General features: G+C 62.1%; 15 protein-coding genes and 1 pseudogene. 14 read left to right on the plus strand and 2 right to left on the minus strand.

Annotated features, from left to right (window positions below; translation table 11 throughout):
- Nucleotides 1-38 precede the first annotated feature (38 nt).
- The 12 genes and pseudogenes from BN3266_RS07565 (at nt 39) to BN3266_RS07605 (ending at nt 10410) form a co-directional block, all read left to right on the plus strand.
- Nucleotides 39-1586 carry an ABC transporter ATP-binding protein gene (locus tag BN3266_RS07565; RefSeq protein ID WP_059004676.1) on the plus strand — a complete coding sequence of 516 codons (1548 nt, stop codon included), beginning with the start codon at nt 39-41 and terminating at the stop codon, nt 1584-1586.
- Complete coding sequence (locus BN3266_RS07570; protein WP_082671727.1) at nt 1567-2700, plus strand: ABC transporter permease; 1134 nt, start codon at nt 1567-1569, stop codon at nt 2698-2700. The genes BN3266_RS07565 and BN3266_RS07570 overlap by 20 nt, the downstream gene beginning before the upstream one ends.
- Nucleotides 2693-3622 carry an ABC transporter permease gene (locus BN3266_RS07575; protein WP_059004678.1) on the plus strand — a complete coding sequence of 310 codons (930 nt, stop codon included), beginning with the start codon at nt 2693-2695 and terminating at the stop codon, nt 3620-3622. The genes BN3266_RS07570 and BN3266_RS07575 overlap by 8 nt, the downstream gene beginning before the upstream one ends.
- Nucleotides 3623-3640: 18 nt before the next feature.
- Entirely contained in the window at nt 3641-4321 is a 681-nt protein-coding gene (locus BN3266_RS07580; RefSeq protein WP_059004679.1) for a ribulose-phosphate 3-epimerase, read from the plus strand.
- Between the two features lie 15 nt (nt 4322-4336).
- Nucleotides 4337-4495, plus strand: a complete 159-nt coding sequence (locus BN3266_RS13840) for a hypothetical protein (RefSeq protein ID WP_154669018.1) — start codon at nt 4337-4339, stop codon at nt 4493-4495.
- 680 nt (nt 4496-5175) lie between these two features.
- Nucleotides 5176-5475: pseudogene (locus BN3266_RS14530) on the plus strand (AMP-binding protein); the annotation flags it as partial.
- Nucleotides 5476-5497: 22 nt separating this feature from the next.
- Nucleotides 5498-6673, plus strand: coding sequence for an AMP-binding protein (locus BN3266_RS07585; protein ID WP_059004680.1), 1176 nt, complete (start codon nt 5498-5500; stop codon nt 6671-6673).
- Nucleotides 6670-7845: a D-alanyl-lipoteichoic acid biosynthesis protein DltB gene (gene dltB, locus BN3266_RS07590; protein WP_059004681.1), complete on the plus strand. Its 1176-nt coding sequence runs from the start codon at nt 6670-6672 to the stop codon at nt 7843-7845. The genes BN3266_RS07585 and dltB overlap by 4 nt, the downstream gene beginning before the upstream one ends.
- 34 nt (nt 7846-7879) lie before the next feature.
- On the plus strand, nt 7880-8113 hold the full coding sequence (dltC, locus tag BN3266_RS07595) for a D-alanine--poly(phosphoribitol) ligase subunit DltC (protein ID WP_059004682.1): 234 nt from the start codon (nt 7880-7882) through the stop codon (nt 8111-8113).
- Nucleotides 8114-8228: 115 nt separating this feature from the next.
- A complete protein-coding gene (gene dltD / locus BN3266_RS07600) occupies nt 8229-9443 on the plus strand; it encodes a D-alanyl-lipoteichoic acid biosynthesis protein DltD (RefSeq protein ID WP_059004683.1) in 1215 nt (404 codons plus the stop codon).
- Nucleotides 9409-9570 (plus strand): hypothetical protein, encoded by a 162-nt coding sequence (locus tag BN3266_RS13845; RefSeq protein WP_021661028.1) that lies wholly within the window; start codon nt 9409-9411, stop codon nt 9568-9570. The genes dltD and BN3266_RS13845 overlap by 35 nt, the downstream gene beginning before the upstream one ends.
- 186 nt (nt 9571-9756) lie before the next feature.
- The gene (locus tag BN3266_RS07605; protein WP_059004684.1) at nt 9757-10410 is read left to right on the plus strand and encodes a hypothetical protein; all 654 of its coding nucleotides are present in this window, start codon (nt 9757-9759) and stop codon (nt 10408-10410) included.
- Nucleotides 10411-10571: 161 nt separating this feature from the next.
- Here BN3266_RS07605 and BN3266_RS07610 read toward each other — a convergent pair whose 3' ends face one another.
- Both BN3266_RS07610 and murC read right to left on the minus strand, forming a co-directional pair.
- A complete protein-coding gene (locus tag BN3266_RS07610) occupies nt 10572-11084 on the minus strand; it encodes a P-loop nucleotide/nucleoside kinase family protein (RefSeq protein ID WP_059004685.1) in 513 nt (170 codons plus the stop codon).
- 59 nt (nt 11085-11143) lie between these two features.
- Complete coding sequence (gene murC, locus BN3266_RS07615; RefSeq protein WP_082671728.1) at nt 11144-12520, minus strand: UDP-N-acetylmuramate--L-alanine ligase; 1377 nt, start codon at nt 12518-12520, stop codon at nt 11144-11146.
- Nucleotides 12521-12908: 388 nt separating this feature from the next.
- Here murC and BN3266_RS07620 point away from each other — a divergent pair, with 388 nt between their 5' ends.
- Entirely contained in the window at nt 12909-13772 is an 864-nt protein-coding gene (locus BN3266_RS07620) for a MurR/RpiR family transcriptional regulator (RefSeq protein ID WP_073261153.1), read from the plus strand.
- 9 nt (nt 13773-13781) lie between these two features.
- Nucleotides 13782-15023 carry a BaiN/RdsA family NAD(P)/FAD-dependent oxidoreductase gene (locus tag BN3266_RS07625; RefSeq protein WP_059005554.1) on the plus strand — a complete coding sequence of 414 codons (1242 nt, stop codon included), beginning with the start codon at nt 13782-13784 and terminating at the stop codon, nt 15021-15023.
- Nucleotides 15024-15044: the final 21 nt, after the last annotated feature.

The raw sequence follows: 15044 nt of genomic DNA on the forward strand, positions 1-15044 counted from the left end.
GCCGCCGTCCGGCTGCACAGAAAGGGCGTGAACCAGAGGTGCGGGAGAAGATCATCGAGCTAAAGGGAATCACCAAAATCTACCCCGGCGTGATTGCGAACGACCACATTTCGCTCGACATCGAACAGGGGGAGATCCACTCCCTGGCGGGGGAGAACGGGGCGGGCAAATCCACCCTGATGGGCATTCTCTACGGACTCAACCAACCTGACGAGGGGAGCATCTATCTGCGGGGCAAGGAAGTCCGCTTTCACTCCCCCAAAGACTCCATCGCCAGCGGGCTGGGCATGGTGCATCAGCACTTTATGCTCATCCCCAAATTCACCGTCACCCAGAACATCATTCTGGGGATGGAGGTGGGCAGCCGGTTGAAAATCGACTACCCCAAAGCGGAGAGGGAGGTGCGCCAGCTCTCCGAACAGTACGGGCTGGGCATCGACCCCAGCGCAAAGGTCAGTGAACTGTCGGTCACCATGCAGCAGCGGGTGGAAATTTTGAAGATCCTCTACCGCAAGGCGGAGATCCTCATCTTCGACGAGCCCACTGCCGTCCTCACCCCCCAGGAAATCGACGAGTTCTGCGACATCCTCATGCGGCTGCGGGACAGCGGCAAGACCATCATCTTTATCAGTCACAAGTTGGCCGAGGTGGAGAAGATATCCGACCGGGTCACCGTTATCCGCCGCGGCAAGGTGGTCTGCACCAAGCCCATCTCCGAAGTAAACCAGGCGGAGCTGGCGCGGCTGATGGTCGGCCGAGAGGTGATCATGGGGGGTGGCGAGCGCGTCCAAGTGGACAACAGCGAGGTGCTGTTGGACCTGAACAATCTCTCCTACAAGACCCGCCAGGGGGTTCAAAAACTCCATCAAATCGACCTGCAACTGCACCGGGGCGAGATCCTCGGCATTGCGGGGGTGGACGGCAACGGCCAGGAGGAGTTGGAGAACATCATCTGCGGCAAGCTGCACCCCAGCGAGGGGAGCCTCACCTTTAAGGGGGAGGACATCTCCCAGATGGGGGTCAAGGAAATCAAGAAAAAAGGGGTGGGGGTCATCTTTGAGGACCGGCACAAGGACGGCCTGGTGCTGGACTTCTCGGTCAAGGAAAATCTGGTCCTCGGGTTTCAAGACCAGCGCCGCTTCCTCAAGTACGGGGCCTTTTTGGACCGCAAAAAGGTCGACCAGAACGCACAAAAGCTCCAGGAGGATTTCGACATCCGCTGCGGCAGCCTGGACGACCCCGCCGGCAAGCTCTCCGGCGGCAATCAGCAAAAAATCATCATTGCCCGGGAGATGAGCGCCAACCCCGAGATGATCATGGCTATCCAGCCCACCCGCGGCCTGGACATGGGGGCCATCTCCTTTGTGCAGGAAAAACTGGTGGAGGCGCGAAACGCCGGAAAAGGGGTCCTCCTTTTCTCCCTCGAACTCGATGAGATCTTACAGGTCAGCGACCGCATTGCCGTCCTCTTCAAAGGGCGCATCGTCAAGGTGCTGAAAAACGAGGGGATCACCAAAGAGCTTCTGGGGCAGTACATGCTGGGTGTAGACGGAGAGGAGGATATCGATGAAGCAGTCAACCGCTGAGCGGCCCCCTTCGGTGACCGCGAAGGAGAGACCCACCAAAAAATTTAAGAAACCGAGTTCGGAGAAGCTGCGCGCAATGGGGTTGGAGTGCTCCATCTCCCTCATTGCCTTTGCGCTCTCCATCATCACCGGCGGCATCATCCTTGCCATCTTGGGGGTCAATCCCCTCACCGCTTACGCCTCCCTCTTCAAGGGGGCGCTGGGTACCCCCAGCGCCATTGCGGGCACCATCAACCGAATGATCCCCATCATCCTGGCCGGTCTGGCCATCGCCGTGGGCAGAAAGGGCTCGGTCTTCAACATCGGCGTCGAGGGCCAGCTCATCATCGGCGCGCTGCTGGGCTGCCTGGCGGGCATCTACCTCAAGCTGCCGGCGATCATCCACCTGCCGGTCTGCCTGCTCTGCGGCATGCTGGGCGGCATGGCCTGGGCCTTTATCCCCGCTTGGTTGCGGCTGAAAAAGAACGTGGGCGTGGTCTTTACCACCATCATGTTCAACTACATCGCCAAGTTCCTGCTGACCTATCTGGTCATCAGCGTCTTCGTCACCTCGGGGGGCCAGCTCTCGGCCACCGAGAAGATGCAGGACACCGCCCGCCTGCCCGCCCTCATCGGGCGGCCCTACAACATCAATTCGGGCATCCTGATCGCCGTCCTCGCTGTGATCGTGGTCTACATCTTCATCAACAAGACCAAGTGGGGCTATGAGATGCGGGCCACCGGCATCAACAAAAATGCCTCCGGCTCCGCCGGCATCAATGTCGACCGCAACATGTTTTTGGCCCTTCTCATCTCCGGCGCCCTCGCCGGGCTCGGAGGCTGTTTGGAGATCCACGGCTCGGTCTTCCGGATGTTTGCCGACTACTCCCCCGGCTACGGCCCCACCGGCATTGCCGTGGCCCTGCTGGCCAAGAGCAATCCCATCGCCGTTTTGCTCACCGCATTCCTCTTCGGCGCCATGCGCAACGGCGCGGCGCTGATGCAGATGAGCACCGGGGTCTCCTCCGAATTCGTCTCCATCGTCCAGGGGCTGATCATCATCTTTGTCTGCTCCGAAAACTTTATCCGCTACCTCATGAAAAAAGCACAGAAGAGAGGTGTGGCACATGCTTAGCGCCCTGTCTTACATCGTTTTGGCCACCATCCGTCTGGGCACCCCCATCGCCATCACCGCCATGGGGGCCACCATCTCCGAGCGCACGGGCATCCTCAACATCGGCCTCGAGGGCATTATGAGTATGGGCGCTTTCCTGGCGGTGCTGGGCTCCTACTGGACCGGCAACCCCTGGTTCGGCGTTCTCCTGGCCGTCCTCGTCGGCGTGGTCATCTCGGCCGTCCACGGCTTTGTCTCCATCGTCTGCGGCGGGGCACAGGGGGTCTCCTCCCAGGCCCTGGTGCTGCTGGCCACCGGCTTTTGCTCGGTGGGGCTGCAGGCCATCTTCGGGCAAAAGGGGATGTCCCCCACCGTCAACACCATTGCCACCACCGAGTTTTTGCGCCCCATCCCCCTGGTGGGGAACATCCTGGCCGACTTTTCCCCCATCGTCTACATCGCCCTCATCCTGCTGTTTGTCTGCAACTTCGTCCTCTTCAAAACCCCGCTGGGGCTGCGGATGTGCGCCTGCGGCGAACATCCCCGGGCGGCCGAGACCGCCGGCATCAACGTGGGGGCCATGCGGTTTCTGGGCGTTTTGATTTCCGGTTTCCTGGGCGGGCTGGCCGGTGCGTTCCTCTCGGTGGGGCAGATGAACCTGTTCCAGGAGGGGATGGTGGCCGGCCGGGGCTATCTGGCCATGGGCGCCATCATCATGGGCCGCTGGACCCCCACCGGGGCCTTTGCCGCAGCCATGTGTTTTGGCCTCTTTGACGCAGTGCAGCTCTACATTCAAATCATCCCCAATTCGCCCATCCCCCACGAGTTCGTGCAGATGATCCCCTATGTGGCCAGCATCATCGTACTGGCCCTCACCATCAAGGGGGCCACCGGCCCCGCGGCCTCGGGGCAGCCCTACTCGAAGATCTCGGGCACCCGCTAGAAAGGGGAGGCGAATCAAATGGGCATCCTCACCGCGACCCTGGCCTGCGCCGACTGGCTCCACCTGGGCGACGACCTGCGCGCCCTGGAGCGGGGCGGCTGCGACTGGTATCACCTGGACATCATGGACGGCCACTACGTCCCCAACCTCTGCCTCAACTTTGACCTCATCCGGGCGGTCCGCACCGCCTCGCCCCTGCCGGTGGACTGCCACCTGATGGTGGAAAACCCGGGGGACTACCTCCCCCAATTGACCCAGAACCGGGTGGAGCGGGCGGCCTTTCACCTGGGCTGCCCGGTGGACACCGCCGCCCTTTTAAGGGAAATGCGCCGGGCGGGGATCGCCCCCGGCCTGGCCCTGAACCCCGACGAGCCAGTGGAGGCCCTGAGCCCCTATCTGGATCTCTGTGACTGGGTGCTCCTGATGGGGGTAAAGCCCGGGTTTTCGGGACAGGCGTTCCTCCCCGGCACGGTGGAGCGGGTGGGCCGCCTGGCCGCCCTCCGCCGCACCCTGGGCCGGCCCCTCCTCATCGAGGTGGACGGGGGCATCGGCCCGGAAAACGGTCGCGCCTGTACAGACGCCGGGGCAGACGCCCTGGTGGCTGGGGCCTTTGCAGTCTTCTCCCAGCCCGACGGCGTCGAGGCCGCCTGCCGCCGCTTTCGCGCGGCGGTCTTTCCCGACGCATCGCTGCACCGATAGGGCCTTCCCCTCCTCATCGAGGTGGACGGGGGCATCGGCCCGGAAAACGGCCGCGCCTGCGCCGCCGCCGGGGCAGACGCCCTGGTGGCTGGGGCCTTTGCAGTCTTCTCCCAGCCCGACGGCGTCGAGGCCGCCTGTCGCCGCTTTCGCGCGGCGGTCTTTCCCGACGCATAGGCAGCCATACCGATGGGGCGGGGGACGCCACCCCTCTTCCTGTCGGGCATACGATCTCCTCCCCATTTTCAAAAGGGCGCCGGATGTACCGGCGCCCTTTTGGCGGGTGCAGAGCAAAGGGAGGGGAGAGACCCAGCCTTCTCTCGAGCCGGTGCTTTTTGGCAGCCCTGTCCAATGCAGCGGGAAGGGCGGCTGCACAGATTGGCGAGCTGCTCTCTTTGTACTGCGCGCCAAAACGGGTGGGGGCGGCGAAACCACCTGCGCTGCAAAGCGGCTGAAAAAGGGGTGGGGATTGCAAATCGGCGCACCGGACAGAGCGGTGAGGGGGAAAACTGCTCTGCGCTCGGCACAAAAGGGGACACAGGCGGGGCAGTTTCCCCCTTTTTTATGACGTGCAGCCCAAAAACTGCTGAAGATTTTATGAATTTATTGCCGCCCTTTTCGGGCTGAAAAGCCACCGCCTCCCCGCCACACCCCGCCGCGGTGGGGTTTGTCCCCGAAAAGTGGCGCACCCATCCCGTTTTTGCCCCCTCTCTCGCCGGTTGACAGGAAATTATCGCCACCTTATAATGGAAGACAACACCAGTGAAAAACAGTGGCGCCCCCGCTGTTTTTCTGCGTTTTTGGGTTTTGCAATCGTTTGATAGCCGATTGCGGGGCCCGAGGAAGGGGAATCGCCGATGAACTTGTTGGACGCCATCGCCAGCCACGCCGCCGCCCGGCCGGACGCCCTGGCCTACCGCTCTCCCCAGGGGGAGCTGACCTACCGTCAATTGTGGGAGGGGGCGGGCCGTCTGGCCGCTGCGCTGGAGCGCCGCCTGGGGGAAAACCGCGCTCCCCTGGTGGTCTACGGGCACAAGGGCCCCCTGGTGCCCCTGTGCTTTTTGGCCTGCGCCCGCTCGGGTCGGGGCTACTGCCCGGTGGACACCTCCCTTCCCCCCGAGCGGGTGGCCCGCACCGTCGAGGCGGCCGACCCGCCGCTGGTGCTGGCCGCCGAGCCCGGTGCTGGCCGCCGCCGAGTTGACCGCCCTGGCCGAGAGGGGAGGATCCCCTGTCGGCCTCCGCCCGGTGGAGGGGGAGGACCTCTTTTACATCCTCTTTACCTCCGGCAGCACCGGTACCCCCAAGGGGGTGCAGATTACCGCCGACTGCCTCGACCACTTTCTGGACTGGTCCTCCCAGCTGGGGGAGGGCTTCCCGGCGGAGGCGCCCCGGGTCTTTCTCAACCAGGCCCCCTTCTCCTTTGACCTGTCGGTGATGGACCTCTACACCGCCTTTTACACCGGCGGCACCCTATGGACCCTGCCCAAAGAGGTGCAGCAGGACGCGGCGGCCCTCTTTTCCTCTCTGGAGCGGTCGGGGGCCCAGGTCTGGGTCTCCACCCCCTCCTTTGCCGAGGTCTGCCTGGCCGACCGGCGCTTTGACAGCGCCCTGCTGCCCGACATGAGGCTCTTCCTCTTCTGCGGGGAGACGCTGCAAAACGCCACCGCCCAAAAGCTGCACAGCCGCTTTCCCGGGGCCAAGGTCATCAACACCTACGGCCCCACCGAGTCCACCGTGGCCATCACCCAGGTGGAGATCACCCCCGCCCTGGCGGCCGCCGACGAACCCCTGCCGGTGGGGGCCACCAAGCCGGGCACCTGGCTCTTTATTGCCGGCCCGGAAGGGGAGGACCTGCCCGAGGGGGAGCGGGGGGAGATCGTCATCGTGGGAGACACGGTGAGCAGCGGCTACTTCGGCCGCCCCGACCTGACCGCGCGCGCCTTCGGCACCCGGCGGGTGGCGGGGGTCGAGTACCGCCTCTACCGCACCGGGGACAAGGGCTACCTGCGGGGCGGGCAACTGCACTACTGCGGCCGGTTGGACCTGCAGATCAAGCTGCACGGCTACCGCATTGAGCTGGAGGACATCGAGCAGAACATCTGCCGGCTGCCGGGCGTTCGGGGGGCGGTGGTGCTGCCCCAGGAGCGGGACGGCACCATCCGCAGCCTGACGGCCTATGTGGCGGCGGACTGGCCGGGGGAGCGGGGCTTTGCCGCCTCTCAGCGGGCCAGGGGGGAGCTGGCCCAGTTCCTCCCCGCCTACATGATCCCCAAGAAATTCGTCTTTCTGGACGCCCTCCCCATGACCGCCAACGGCAAGGTGGACCGCAAGGCGCTGGGAGGGCTGGCAAGGTGAGTTTTTACAGCGATCTGCGCTTCTTTTTGGTGCTGGCGGCGGCCCTGGTGCCGGCGGCGGTGTTGGGGCTGCGGGAAAGGTCCCTCAAGGGGTACAGCTTCGCCCTCTCGCTGCTCTTTATCTGGCTGGTGTACGGCGGGCAGCCGGCGCAGTTGCTCTGGCTGGCGGGCTTTTATCTGCTGGAACTGCACGCCGTCAAGGGCTACCTGCTGCTGCGCCGCAAGTTCGGCCGCAACAGCGTGATCTACGGCCACTTCGTGGCCCTGGCCCTGGCGCCGCTTCTGCTCTACAAGTTCTCCGGTCTCTTTGGCAAGAGCGTGTTCGGCTTTCTGGGCATCAGCTACTTGAGCTTTAAGGTGCTGCAGGTCATCATCGAGATATACGACGGGGTCATCAAGGAGATGGGCGGACTGGAGCTCTCCAGCTTCCTCCTCTTCTTCCCGGCCATCAGCTCGGGCCCCATCGACCGCAGCCGCCGCTTTCTGGCGGACTGGCACACCGTCTATTCCCGGGAGGAGTACCGCAAACTGCTGGGGACGGGGTTGCAGAAGATCGCCCTGGGGCTCTTTTACAAGTACGCCCTCTCCCAGCTGTTTTACCAGGTGATGGGCCGTTTTGCCCACCGCTACCGCCCCCTGCCGCTGGCGGGGTACGGGTACAGCTACGGCTTCTACCTCTTTTTCGACTTTGCCGGCTACAGCCTGATGGCCATCGGGGTCAGCTACATCCTGGGCATCCATACCCCGGAGAACTTCGACAAGCCCTTTTTGAGCGTGGACATGAAGGACTTCTGGAACCGCTGGCACATCACCCTCTCCCACTGGTTCCGGGACTTTCTCTTCTCCCGCTTTATGATGAACGCCATCCGCAAAAAGTGGTTTTCCAGCCGCCTGAACGGGGCGGCGGCAGGGCTGGTCGTGAACATGCTGGTGATGGGCCTCTGGCATGGGTTGACAGTTGATTACATTCTCTATGGGCTTTATCACGGCGTTCTCCTCGCCGCTACGGAAGTTTATCAAAAGAAGTCCAAGATATATAAAAACAATAAGAAGAAGACATGGTATAAAGTCGTATCCTGGTTTGTCACATTTCACCTGGTGATGTTTGGCTTTTTTGTTTTTTCGGGCAAGTTTACCGAGGTGATTCAGGTTGCCCTGCTGAAGTTGATGTAAACAGATGATCGACAATGAGAAAGGAAGATGGACGATGGAAGATAAGGTGCTTGCAATGCTGGAAGAACTCTGTGACGATGCGATCGTCAGAGAGGATTTGGACACAGAACTCTACGAGACGGGGTTGATCGACTCTCTCGCTTTTACAGAGCTGCTGGTACAGATCGAGGACGATTTTGGCGTGGTGATCTCTCCCTCGGAACTGGAGAGAAGTGAGTTTGATACCCCCCGAAAGATCATTGCGCAAATCCAGTCGAGAATGGCGTAGTATCGGCGCGAGCGACAGAACTGCCAGTGGATGAGGCCTTTCAAACAAGAAGTGGTATGGTCTCTGGATTGTCAAAACGGGAAGAGAACTGCTGCGGCAAAACCGAAGGGGGGAAATGGACAACGTGAAAAAAGGAATGGCATTTCTTTTGGCGGCAGTTTTGGCATTGGGCTGCGTTTGGGGCTCATCAAAAGTTTTGGACACCCGCCTCTTTCACTTGAGAGACAACTTAATTTACAATACCGGCTTGGAAAAGTACAACTGTCCAGACGCATTTGATGACATACTAAATGAAAACAGTGTTTTGCTTTTGGGTTCTTCTGAACTTTCGCTGGGAGAGGAGAACACCCACCCCCAAATTGTATTCAACAATGGAAACGGGGACTTTCAGACAGTTGTCATGGGGGCGCCAAACAACCAGAGCTTGAGCCATGCCATCCATCTGGGGGCCTTGGCTGACAAGTGCAAGTCCAACAAAGTCGTATTGATCTTGTCTCCCCAGTGGTTTACCGCCGACGGTGTCTCTTCAGGCGCTTTTTCCAGCCGCTTTTATCCACAGATGTTTGACGGATTTATGAAAAATAAGCGCATTAGTGACCGGACGAAGAAGAGGGTGGTCAAGCGCTGTAAGAGCCTGTTGGAAAAGGATCCGAAACAGAAAAAGAGGGTCGAGCTCTATGAGAAGATCTATCTGACAGGAGACATCGATCCGTTTGATTACCTCTATTTAAATTTGACAGAGCAATTTTTGGAGATACAGTCAAAGTACAATGTGGTTAGGACCCAGGAAAACCCCAAATTGAGCCGCGAGGGTTGGTATAACCCTCGCGCCCTAACCCTCCCCACCGCACCCGAGAGAGTAAAGACTTCTGAAATCGATTTTCAAGCTCTACTGGAATCGGCCGAGGAGAAGGGGGAGCAGTCCTGTACAAACAACCCATTTTACATTTCTGACACCTCTTTTAATAAGATGTCGAAGGTGCGGGACGCCGGTATTCGCACCTCCAATCGCAATTTGACATCTTCCAATTCGCCGGAATATGAGGACTTAGAGCTGTTTTTACAGGTGTGCAGGGAGACCGGCATAGAAGTCATGCTGGTGAGCGTGCCGGTCAACGGCTATTGGTATGATTACACCGGCTCTTCAAAGACAGACCGGGAAACATACTACCAAAACATCCGCAACATCGCCGAGCAAAACGGGGTGCAGCTGGCCGACTACTCCGACCGGGAATACGAGCCCTATTTTTTGAGAGACATCATGCACCTGGGCTGGAAGGGATGGGCGTATCTAGATGAACAGATTTACCAGTTTTATCAGGCGGATTAAGGGCAACCCCTGGCTCTCCTTCCTGGGGTGGACAGCCTTTTTCTTCCTCCTCTTCATAGGCATCTACATCGGGCTCCTCTGTACCGACTTCTCCACCGCCCCCCAATTCCTCTATAACCAATTTTAGAGGGGCCTTCGCCGTCCACGGCGTTCGCCTTATTTCGACAGGTTTCTCTTGTGCGAAGCGCTGCTTTTTGATCCCTTTTTTCGACAGACAGCACAAGAAGTTTAAAAAAGCACACCGCCCCCTGTTCCTTTTTCCGCCCTTCGACTATACTAGAGGGGGAAATTGGGCGGAAAGGGGGCGGCCTCTGTGAAGCAGATGGGACGGGTATTGGCGATGGTGCTGCTGTGTACCCTTTTGGTGGGCTGTGCCCCCGCTGCCCCCAACCGGGCGGAGAGCAGTTCTGTCCCGGCGGGGGAGAGCTACTTTCCCGCCGATCTCAGCGAGAACCAGGTGATCGACGTCTACCTGGACCGCTGCCGCTGGCTGGCGGCCGAGGCGCCCGACTGGACCAGTGCGGAGCAACTGTCCCCCGACACTCTGGTGGTGCTGGGCTACTATCTCCCCCTTTACCCCGACAACCGGGCGCCGGATCGCCCCTATTACAACTACGGGGCCGCGTCGGCGGACGAGCTCTCCGGCTACCTCTTTCCCCAGGACGAGGTGGAGGGGGTTTGCCAGCGCTACTTTGGGGTGCCGCCCCAGTGGGTGCGGGAGAGCGAGCGCTACCTGCCCGAGCGGGAGAGCTACGCCCTCATCTACCGCCCCGTTCCCCGCGAATACCTGTTTGCGCTGGACGACTGGCAGGTGGGCGGGTCGCTGATGAGCCTTTCGGTGAGTGTCTACGAGCGGACGGTGGACGGCGAGCGGGGGTCCCTCCTGCGACGGCGGCGCATCTCCATCGAGGGGACCGGGGACGGGGGCTTTCACTACGTGGGGGTCACCACCCTGCCCACCCAGTGACGGGGGCCCTTGACCCAGCAAAATGAAATGTCAAAAACAGAGAGAGGCCCGGAAGGCGCTGCAGAGGCTGCTTTCCGGGCGCTTTTTTTGCCCCTCCCGGTGGGGGGAGGCAGCCAGAGAGGAAGGCCCGGCAGATGTTTCTGCCGGGCCTTCCTCTCCCTTTATCCGATGCAGTCGGGCAGCTTGTCGCCGGGGCGGATCACCCAGTCGGCCTCTCCCTCGGCGAGGGGCTCGAAGCGGCTGTCGAAGAGGGCCTGCATCGCGGGGTCGATGCAGTATTCCCGCCCCTGGGCGTCGGCATTTCGCCGCGCCAGCCGCCGGGCGCGCAGGTCGGCGGGGGCGGTGAAGAGGAGCAGCTTGACCGGCACCCCCGCCTCGGCGAACCGGGCCCGGGTCTCGGCCCGCTCCGCCGCGCTCCAAAAGCCAAAGTCCAGCAGCACATCCGCCCCGGCCAGGGCGATCTCCTCCGCCCTCGCCAGCAGGTAGGCGCGGCACCGCTCCCAGACCGCCCGGTGGGCCTCCCCCAGGTATTCGGGGAAGAGGGCGAGCATCAGCTCGTCCGCCGAGAGCAGGGCGGCCCCCCGCTCGGCCTGCCAGGTCCGGGCAAAGGTGCTCTTGCCGCTGCCGGTCTTGCCGCAGAGCAGGTAGACGGTGCCGGTGGGCTTTCTCTCCATCAAAATTCCTCCCTCCCAGCAAAAAAAGGCGCCCGGCAGCTGCTGCCGGGTGCCCTCTGTCAGTTCTTTTTCTCTCCCAGCAGCAACTTGTCGATCTTGTAGACGTCGCCGCAGCCCAGGGTGAGCACCAGGTCGCCCGGCTCCACGTGTGCCAGCAGGTAGTCGGCCACCTCGGGGAAGGTGTCCAACTGCACGCTGCCGGGCACCTTGTCGGCCAGGTCCTTGGCGTGGATGCCGTAGGTGTTGATCTCCCTCGCGCCCATGATGGCGGTGATCACCGCCCGGTCGGCGATCTGCAGGACCCGCGCGAAGTCGTCCAGCAGGATCGAGGTGCGGGAGAAGGTGAAGGGCTGAAAGACCGCCCACACCTTGTTGTAGCCCATCTGGGTGGCCACCTTGAGGGTCGCCTCCAGCTCGGCGGGGTGGTGGGCGTAGTCGTCGGCCACGGTGAAGCCGTTCACCTCCCCCAAAAACTCAAACCGGCGGCCCGCCCCGCCGAAGTGGGGCAGGTGCTCCTCCAGCTGGGCGGGGGTGACCCCGCACTGCAGCGCCGCCACACAGACGGCCAGGGAGTTGAGGACGTTGTGCCGCCCCGGCACCCCCAGTCGGATCCGGCAGAGGGTCTCTTCCCGGTGGCAGAGGTCGTACTGGTAAAAGACCCCCCGCTCCACGGCAATGTTCTCGGCGGTGTAGTCGAGCCCCTCCTTGGTGCCGAAGGTGAGGATGGGCACCGTCACCCCGTCCAGGGATCTCATAGAGTTCTCGTCGTCCCCGTTGACGATGACCATCTTGCTGGCCATCTTGTTGAAGGCGTTGAAGGAGCGGATGATGTTCTCGAGATTTTTGAAGTACTCCAGGTGGTCCCGGTCGATGTTGAGGACCACCGAGACGTCGGGGCTGAGCTTTAAAAAGGTGTCCACGTACTCGCAGGACTCGCAGACGAAGGTCTCGCTCTTCCCCACCCGGCCGTTGCCGCCGATGCTGCGCAGCTTGCCGCCGATGACCGCCGTGGGGTCGGCCCCGCAGTCCAGCAGCAGCTGGGTGAGCATGGCGGTGGAGGTGGTCTTGCCGTGGGTGCCGCAGATGCAGACGGCGTTTGGATACTGGCGGGAGATGACCCCCAGCAGCACCGAGCGCTCGATGACGGTGGCGTTGGAGGCCTTGGCCGCCAGCAGCTCGGGATTGTCCTTCATGATGGCCGCGGTGTAGACCACCAAGTCGGCCCCCTCGATGTTTTTGGGGTCGTGGCCCAGGTGCACCGGGATCCCCAGCCCCCGCACCAGGGCAAGGGTGTCGGTCTCGTTGTTGTCCGAGCCGGTGATGAAATAGCCCTTGTCGTGCAGGATCTGAGCGAGGGGGAACATCCCCGACCCGCCGATGCCGATGAAATGAACGTGCTGTTTGCCCTTGAGCAAGTCCTCGTAGATAACTGCCATGTTGCGCACACCTCGAATATAGTCTCAGGGATGGGGGCGCAGGCCCCCGCGAAATAGGATGGGCGATGAGTTCCCATAGAATATACCACATTTCCCCTGCAAAATCCACGCCTTTGCCGGTTTTGCCGCCATTTTTGGGAGTTCGCCCCGGCACGGACGGCATTTTGCAAGAAGCTGCCATCATTTCCTGCAAAAAAGGGGGAGAAGGGGCAAAAATTCCTTGCAATTTTGGCCCCGCAACGATACACTGATAGTGTTGACAAATTCGGTAAAAAACAGCCGCTTTCCCAGCGGCGTCCATTCCATTATACGCCGAGTGGCAGACGCCCATGCGCGGACGCCCGCCTTTTTTGTGGCCGGCGCGGGGCAGAGAGGCAGGGAGAGGATTTTGAGCAGTTTGCTACACACCATCGAGGAGAAGATGGGCCAGTTTTCCAAGGGGCAGAAGAAGATTGCCCGCTACATCTTTGAAAACTACGACAAGGCCGCCTTTATGACCGCCTCCAAGCTGGGGCGGGAGGTGGGGGTCAGCGAGTCCACCGTGGTCCGCTTTGCCATGGAGGTGGGCTTTGAGGGCTACCCCCAGTTCCAGCGCTCCCTCAAAGAGCTCATCAAGAGAAACCTCAGCGCCGTGCAGCGGATGCGGGTCACCTCCGAACAGATCGGCGACCGGGACGTCCTCTCCCGGGTGCTGGAGCTGGACATCGCCACCGTCCGCAAGACTGAGCAGGCCGTCTCCAGCGAGGACTTCAATCGCGCCGTCGAGACCCTGCTGGAGGCCCGGCGCATCTACATCGTGGGGATGCGGGGGGCCTCCTCCCTCTCCTCCTTCACCGCCTACTACTTCAACATGATCTTTGAAAACGTCCACCTCGTCAGCGAGGACAAGGGCTCCGATGTCTTTGAGCAGATCGTCCGCATCGGCGAGGGGGACGTGATCCTGGGCATCAGCTTCCCCCGCTACTCCAAAAAGACGGTGCGGGCGTTGACCTGTGCGGCCAAGAGTGGGGCCAAGGTCATCTCCATCACCGACAGCGAAAAGTCCCCCATCGCCGCCATGGCCGACACCGTCCTCTACGCCAAGAGCGAGATGATTTCCTTTGTGGACTCGCTGGTGGCCCCTCTCAGCCTCATCAACGCCCTGATCGTGGCCCTGGGCCAGCGCAAGCAGACCGAGGTGTTTGCCACCCTGGGCAAGCTGGAGACCATGTGGAACGAGGACCAGGTCTACGAGAATATCGGCGAGGTGTGAGGAGTGGAGATGGAGAGAGTGTACAGCGCCGCGGTGATCGGCGGCGGCCCTGCGGGGCTGATGGCGGCCGGACTGCTCGGGCAGGGGGGACTGCCGGTCCTCCTGCTGGAAAAGAACGACCAGCCCGGCAAAAAGCTGCGCATCACCGGCAAGGGCCGGTGCAACCTGACCAACAACTGCGAGGTGGAGGACTTTCTGCGAAACGTCCCCCGCAACCCCCGCTTTCTCTACTCGGCCCTCTACGGCTTCACCCCGCAGGACACCATGGCCTTTTTTGAGGGGCTGGGGGTCCCCCTCAAGACCGAGCGGGGGGACCGGGTCTTCCCCCAGAGCGACCGGGCCGGCGACGTGGTGGACGCCCTGACCAACTGGTGCCGGGCCCAGGGGGTGGAATTTCGCCAGGGCGAGGTGGAGGCAGTCGCCCCCGGCGCGCCCTTCTCGCTGTCCCTCAAAGAGGGGGGCGCCGTCTCCGCCCACCGGGTGGTGGTGGCCACCGGCGGCCTCTCCTATCCGCAGACCGGCAGCACCGGCGACGGCTACCGCTTCGCCCGTCAGCTGGGCCACACCGTCACCCCGCCGGGGCCCTCCCTGGTGCCCCTGCGCTGCGGCGAACAGTGGTGCAAAAACTGCCAGGGCCTCTCCCTGAAAAACGTCACCCTCACGGTGGAGGAGGTGGGGAAGAGGCGCCCGGTCTTCAGCGAGCTGGGGGAGATGCTCTTCACCCACTTCGGGGTCTCGGGGCCGCTGGTCCTCTCCGCCTCCTGCCACATGGAGGACGCGCCCGGGCGCTACCGGCTGCACATCGACCTGAAGCCCGGGCTCACCCGCGAGGCGCTGGACCGCCGGCTGCTGCGGGACTTTGAGGAGTACCGGAACAAAAACCTGCAAAACGCCCTGGGCAAACTGCTGCCGCAAAAGCTCATCGGCAGCTATGTGGCCCTCACCGGCATCCCCGGCGAGAAGAAGGTCAACCAGCTCACCCAGGCCGAGCGGGGGGAGATGGTGCGGGTGATGAAGGACCTGCCCCTCACCGTCTCCGGCTTCCGCCCCGCAGCCGAGGGGATCGTCACCCGCGGCGGCGTCTCGGTGCGGGAGGTGGACCCCGGCTCCTGCCAGTCCAAGCGCTGCCCAGGCGCCTATTTTGTGGGCGAGGTGCTGGACGTGGACGGCTACACCGGCGGCTTCAACTTGCAGATCGCCTTTTCCACCGCCGTGGCCGCGGCCCGGGACATCCTGGCCCAGCCCAGGTGACCCTTTCCCTTTTTCTACCGG

The organism is Bittarella massiliensis (ex Durand et al. 2017) (assembly GCF_001486165.1).
Taxonomy (GTDB): Bacteria; Bacillota; Clostridia; order Oscillospirales; family Ruminococcaceae; genus Bittarella; species Bittarella massiliensis.

Bases quoted from the DNA above. Each gene is read 5' to 3' on its own strand.
- BN3266_RS07580 (WP_059004679.1), top strand. From the start codon at position 3,641: ATGGGCATCCTCACCGCGACCCTGGCCTGCGCCGACTGGCTCCACCTG.
- BN3266_RS07575 (WP_059004678.1), top strand. From the start codon at position 2,693: ATGCTTAGCGCCCTGTCTTACATCGTTTTGGCCACCATCCGTCTGGGC.
- dltD (WP_059004683.1), top strand. From the start codon at position 8,229: ATGGACAACGTGAAAAAAGGAATGGCATTTCTTTTGGCGGCAGTTTTG.
- BN3266_RS07625 (WP_059005554.1), top strand. From the start codon at position 13,782: ATGGAGAGAGTGTACAGCGCCGCGGTGATCGGCGGCGGCCCTGCGGGG.
- dltC (WP_059004682.1), top strand. From the start codon at position 7,880: ATGGAAGATAAGGTGCTTGCAATGCTGGAAGAACTCTGTGACGATGCG.
- murC (WP_082671728.1), bottom strand. From the start codon at position 12,520: ATGGCAGTTATCTACGAGGACTTGCTCAAGGGCAAACAGCACGTTCAT.
- BN3266_RS13845 (WP_021661028.1), top strand. From the start codon at position 9,409: ATGAACAGATTTACCAGTTTTATCAGGCGGATTAAGGGCAACCCCTGG.
- BN3266_RS07570 (WP_082671727.1), top strand. From the start codon at position 1,567: ATGAAGCAGTCAACCGCTGAGCGGCCCCCTTCGGTGACCGCGAAGGAG.
- BN3266_RS07610 (WP_059004685.1), bottom strand. From the start codon at position 11,084: ATGGAGAGAAAGCCCACCGGCACCGTCTACCTGCTCTGCGGCAAGACC.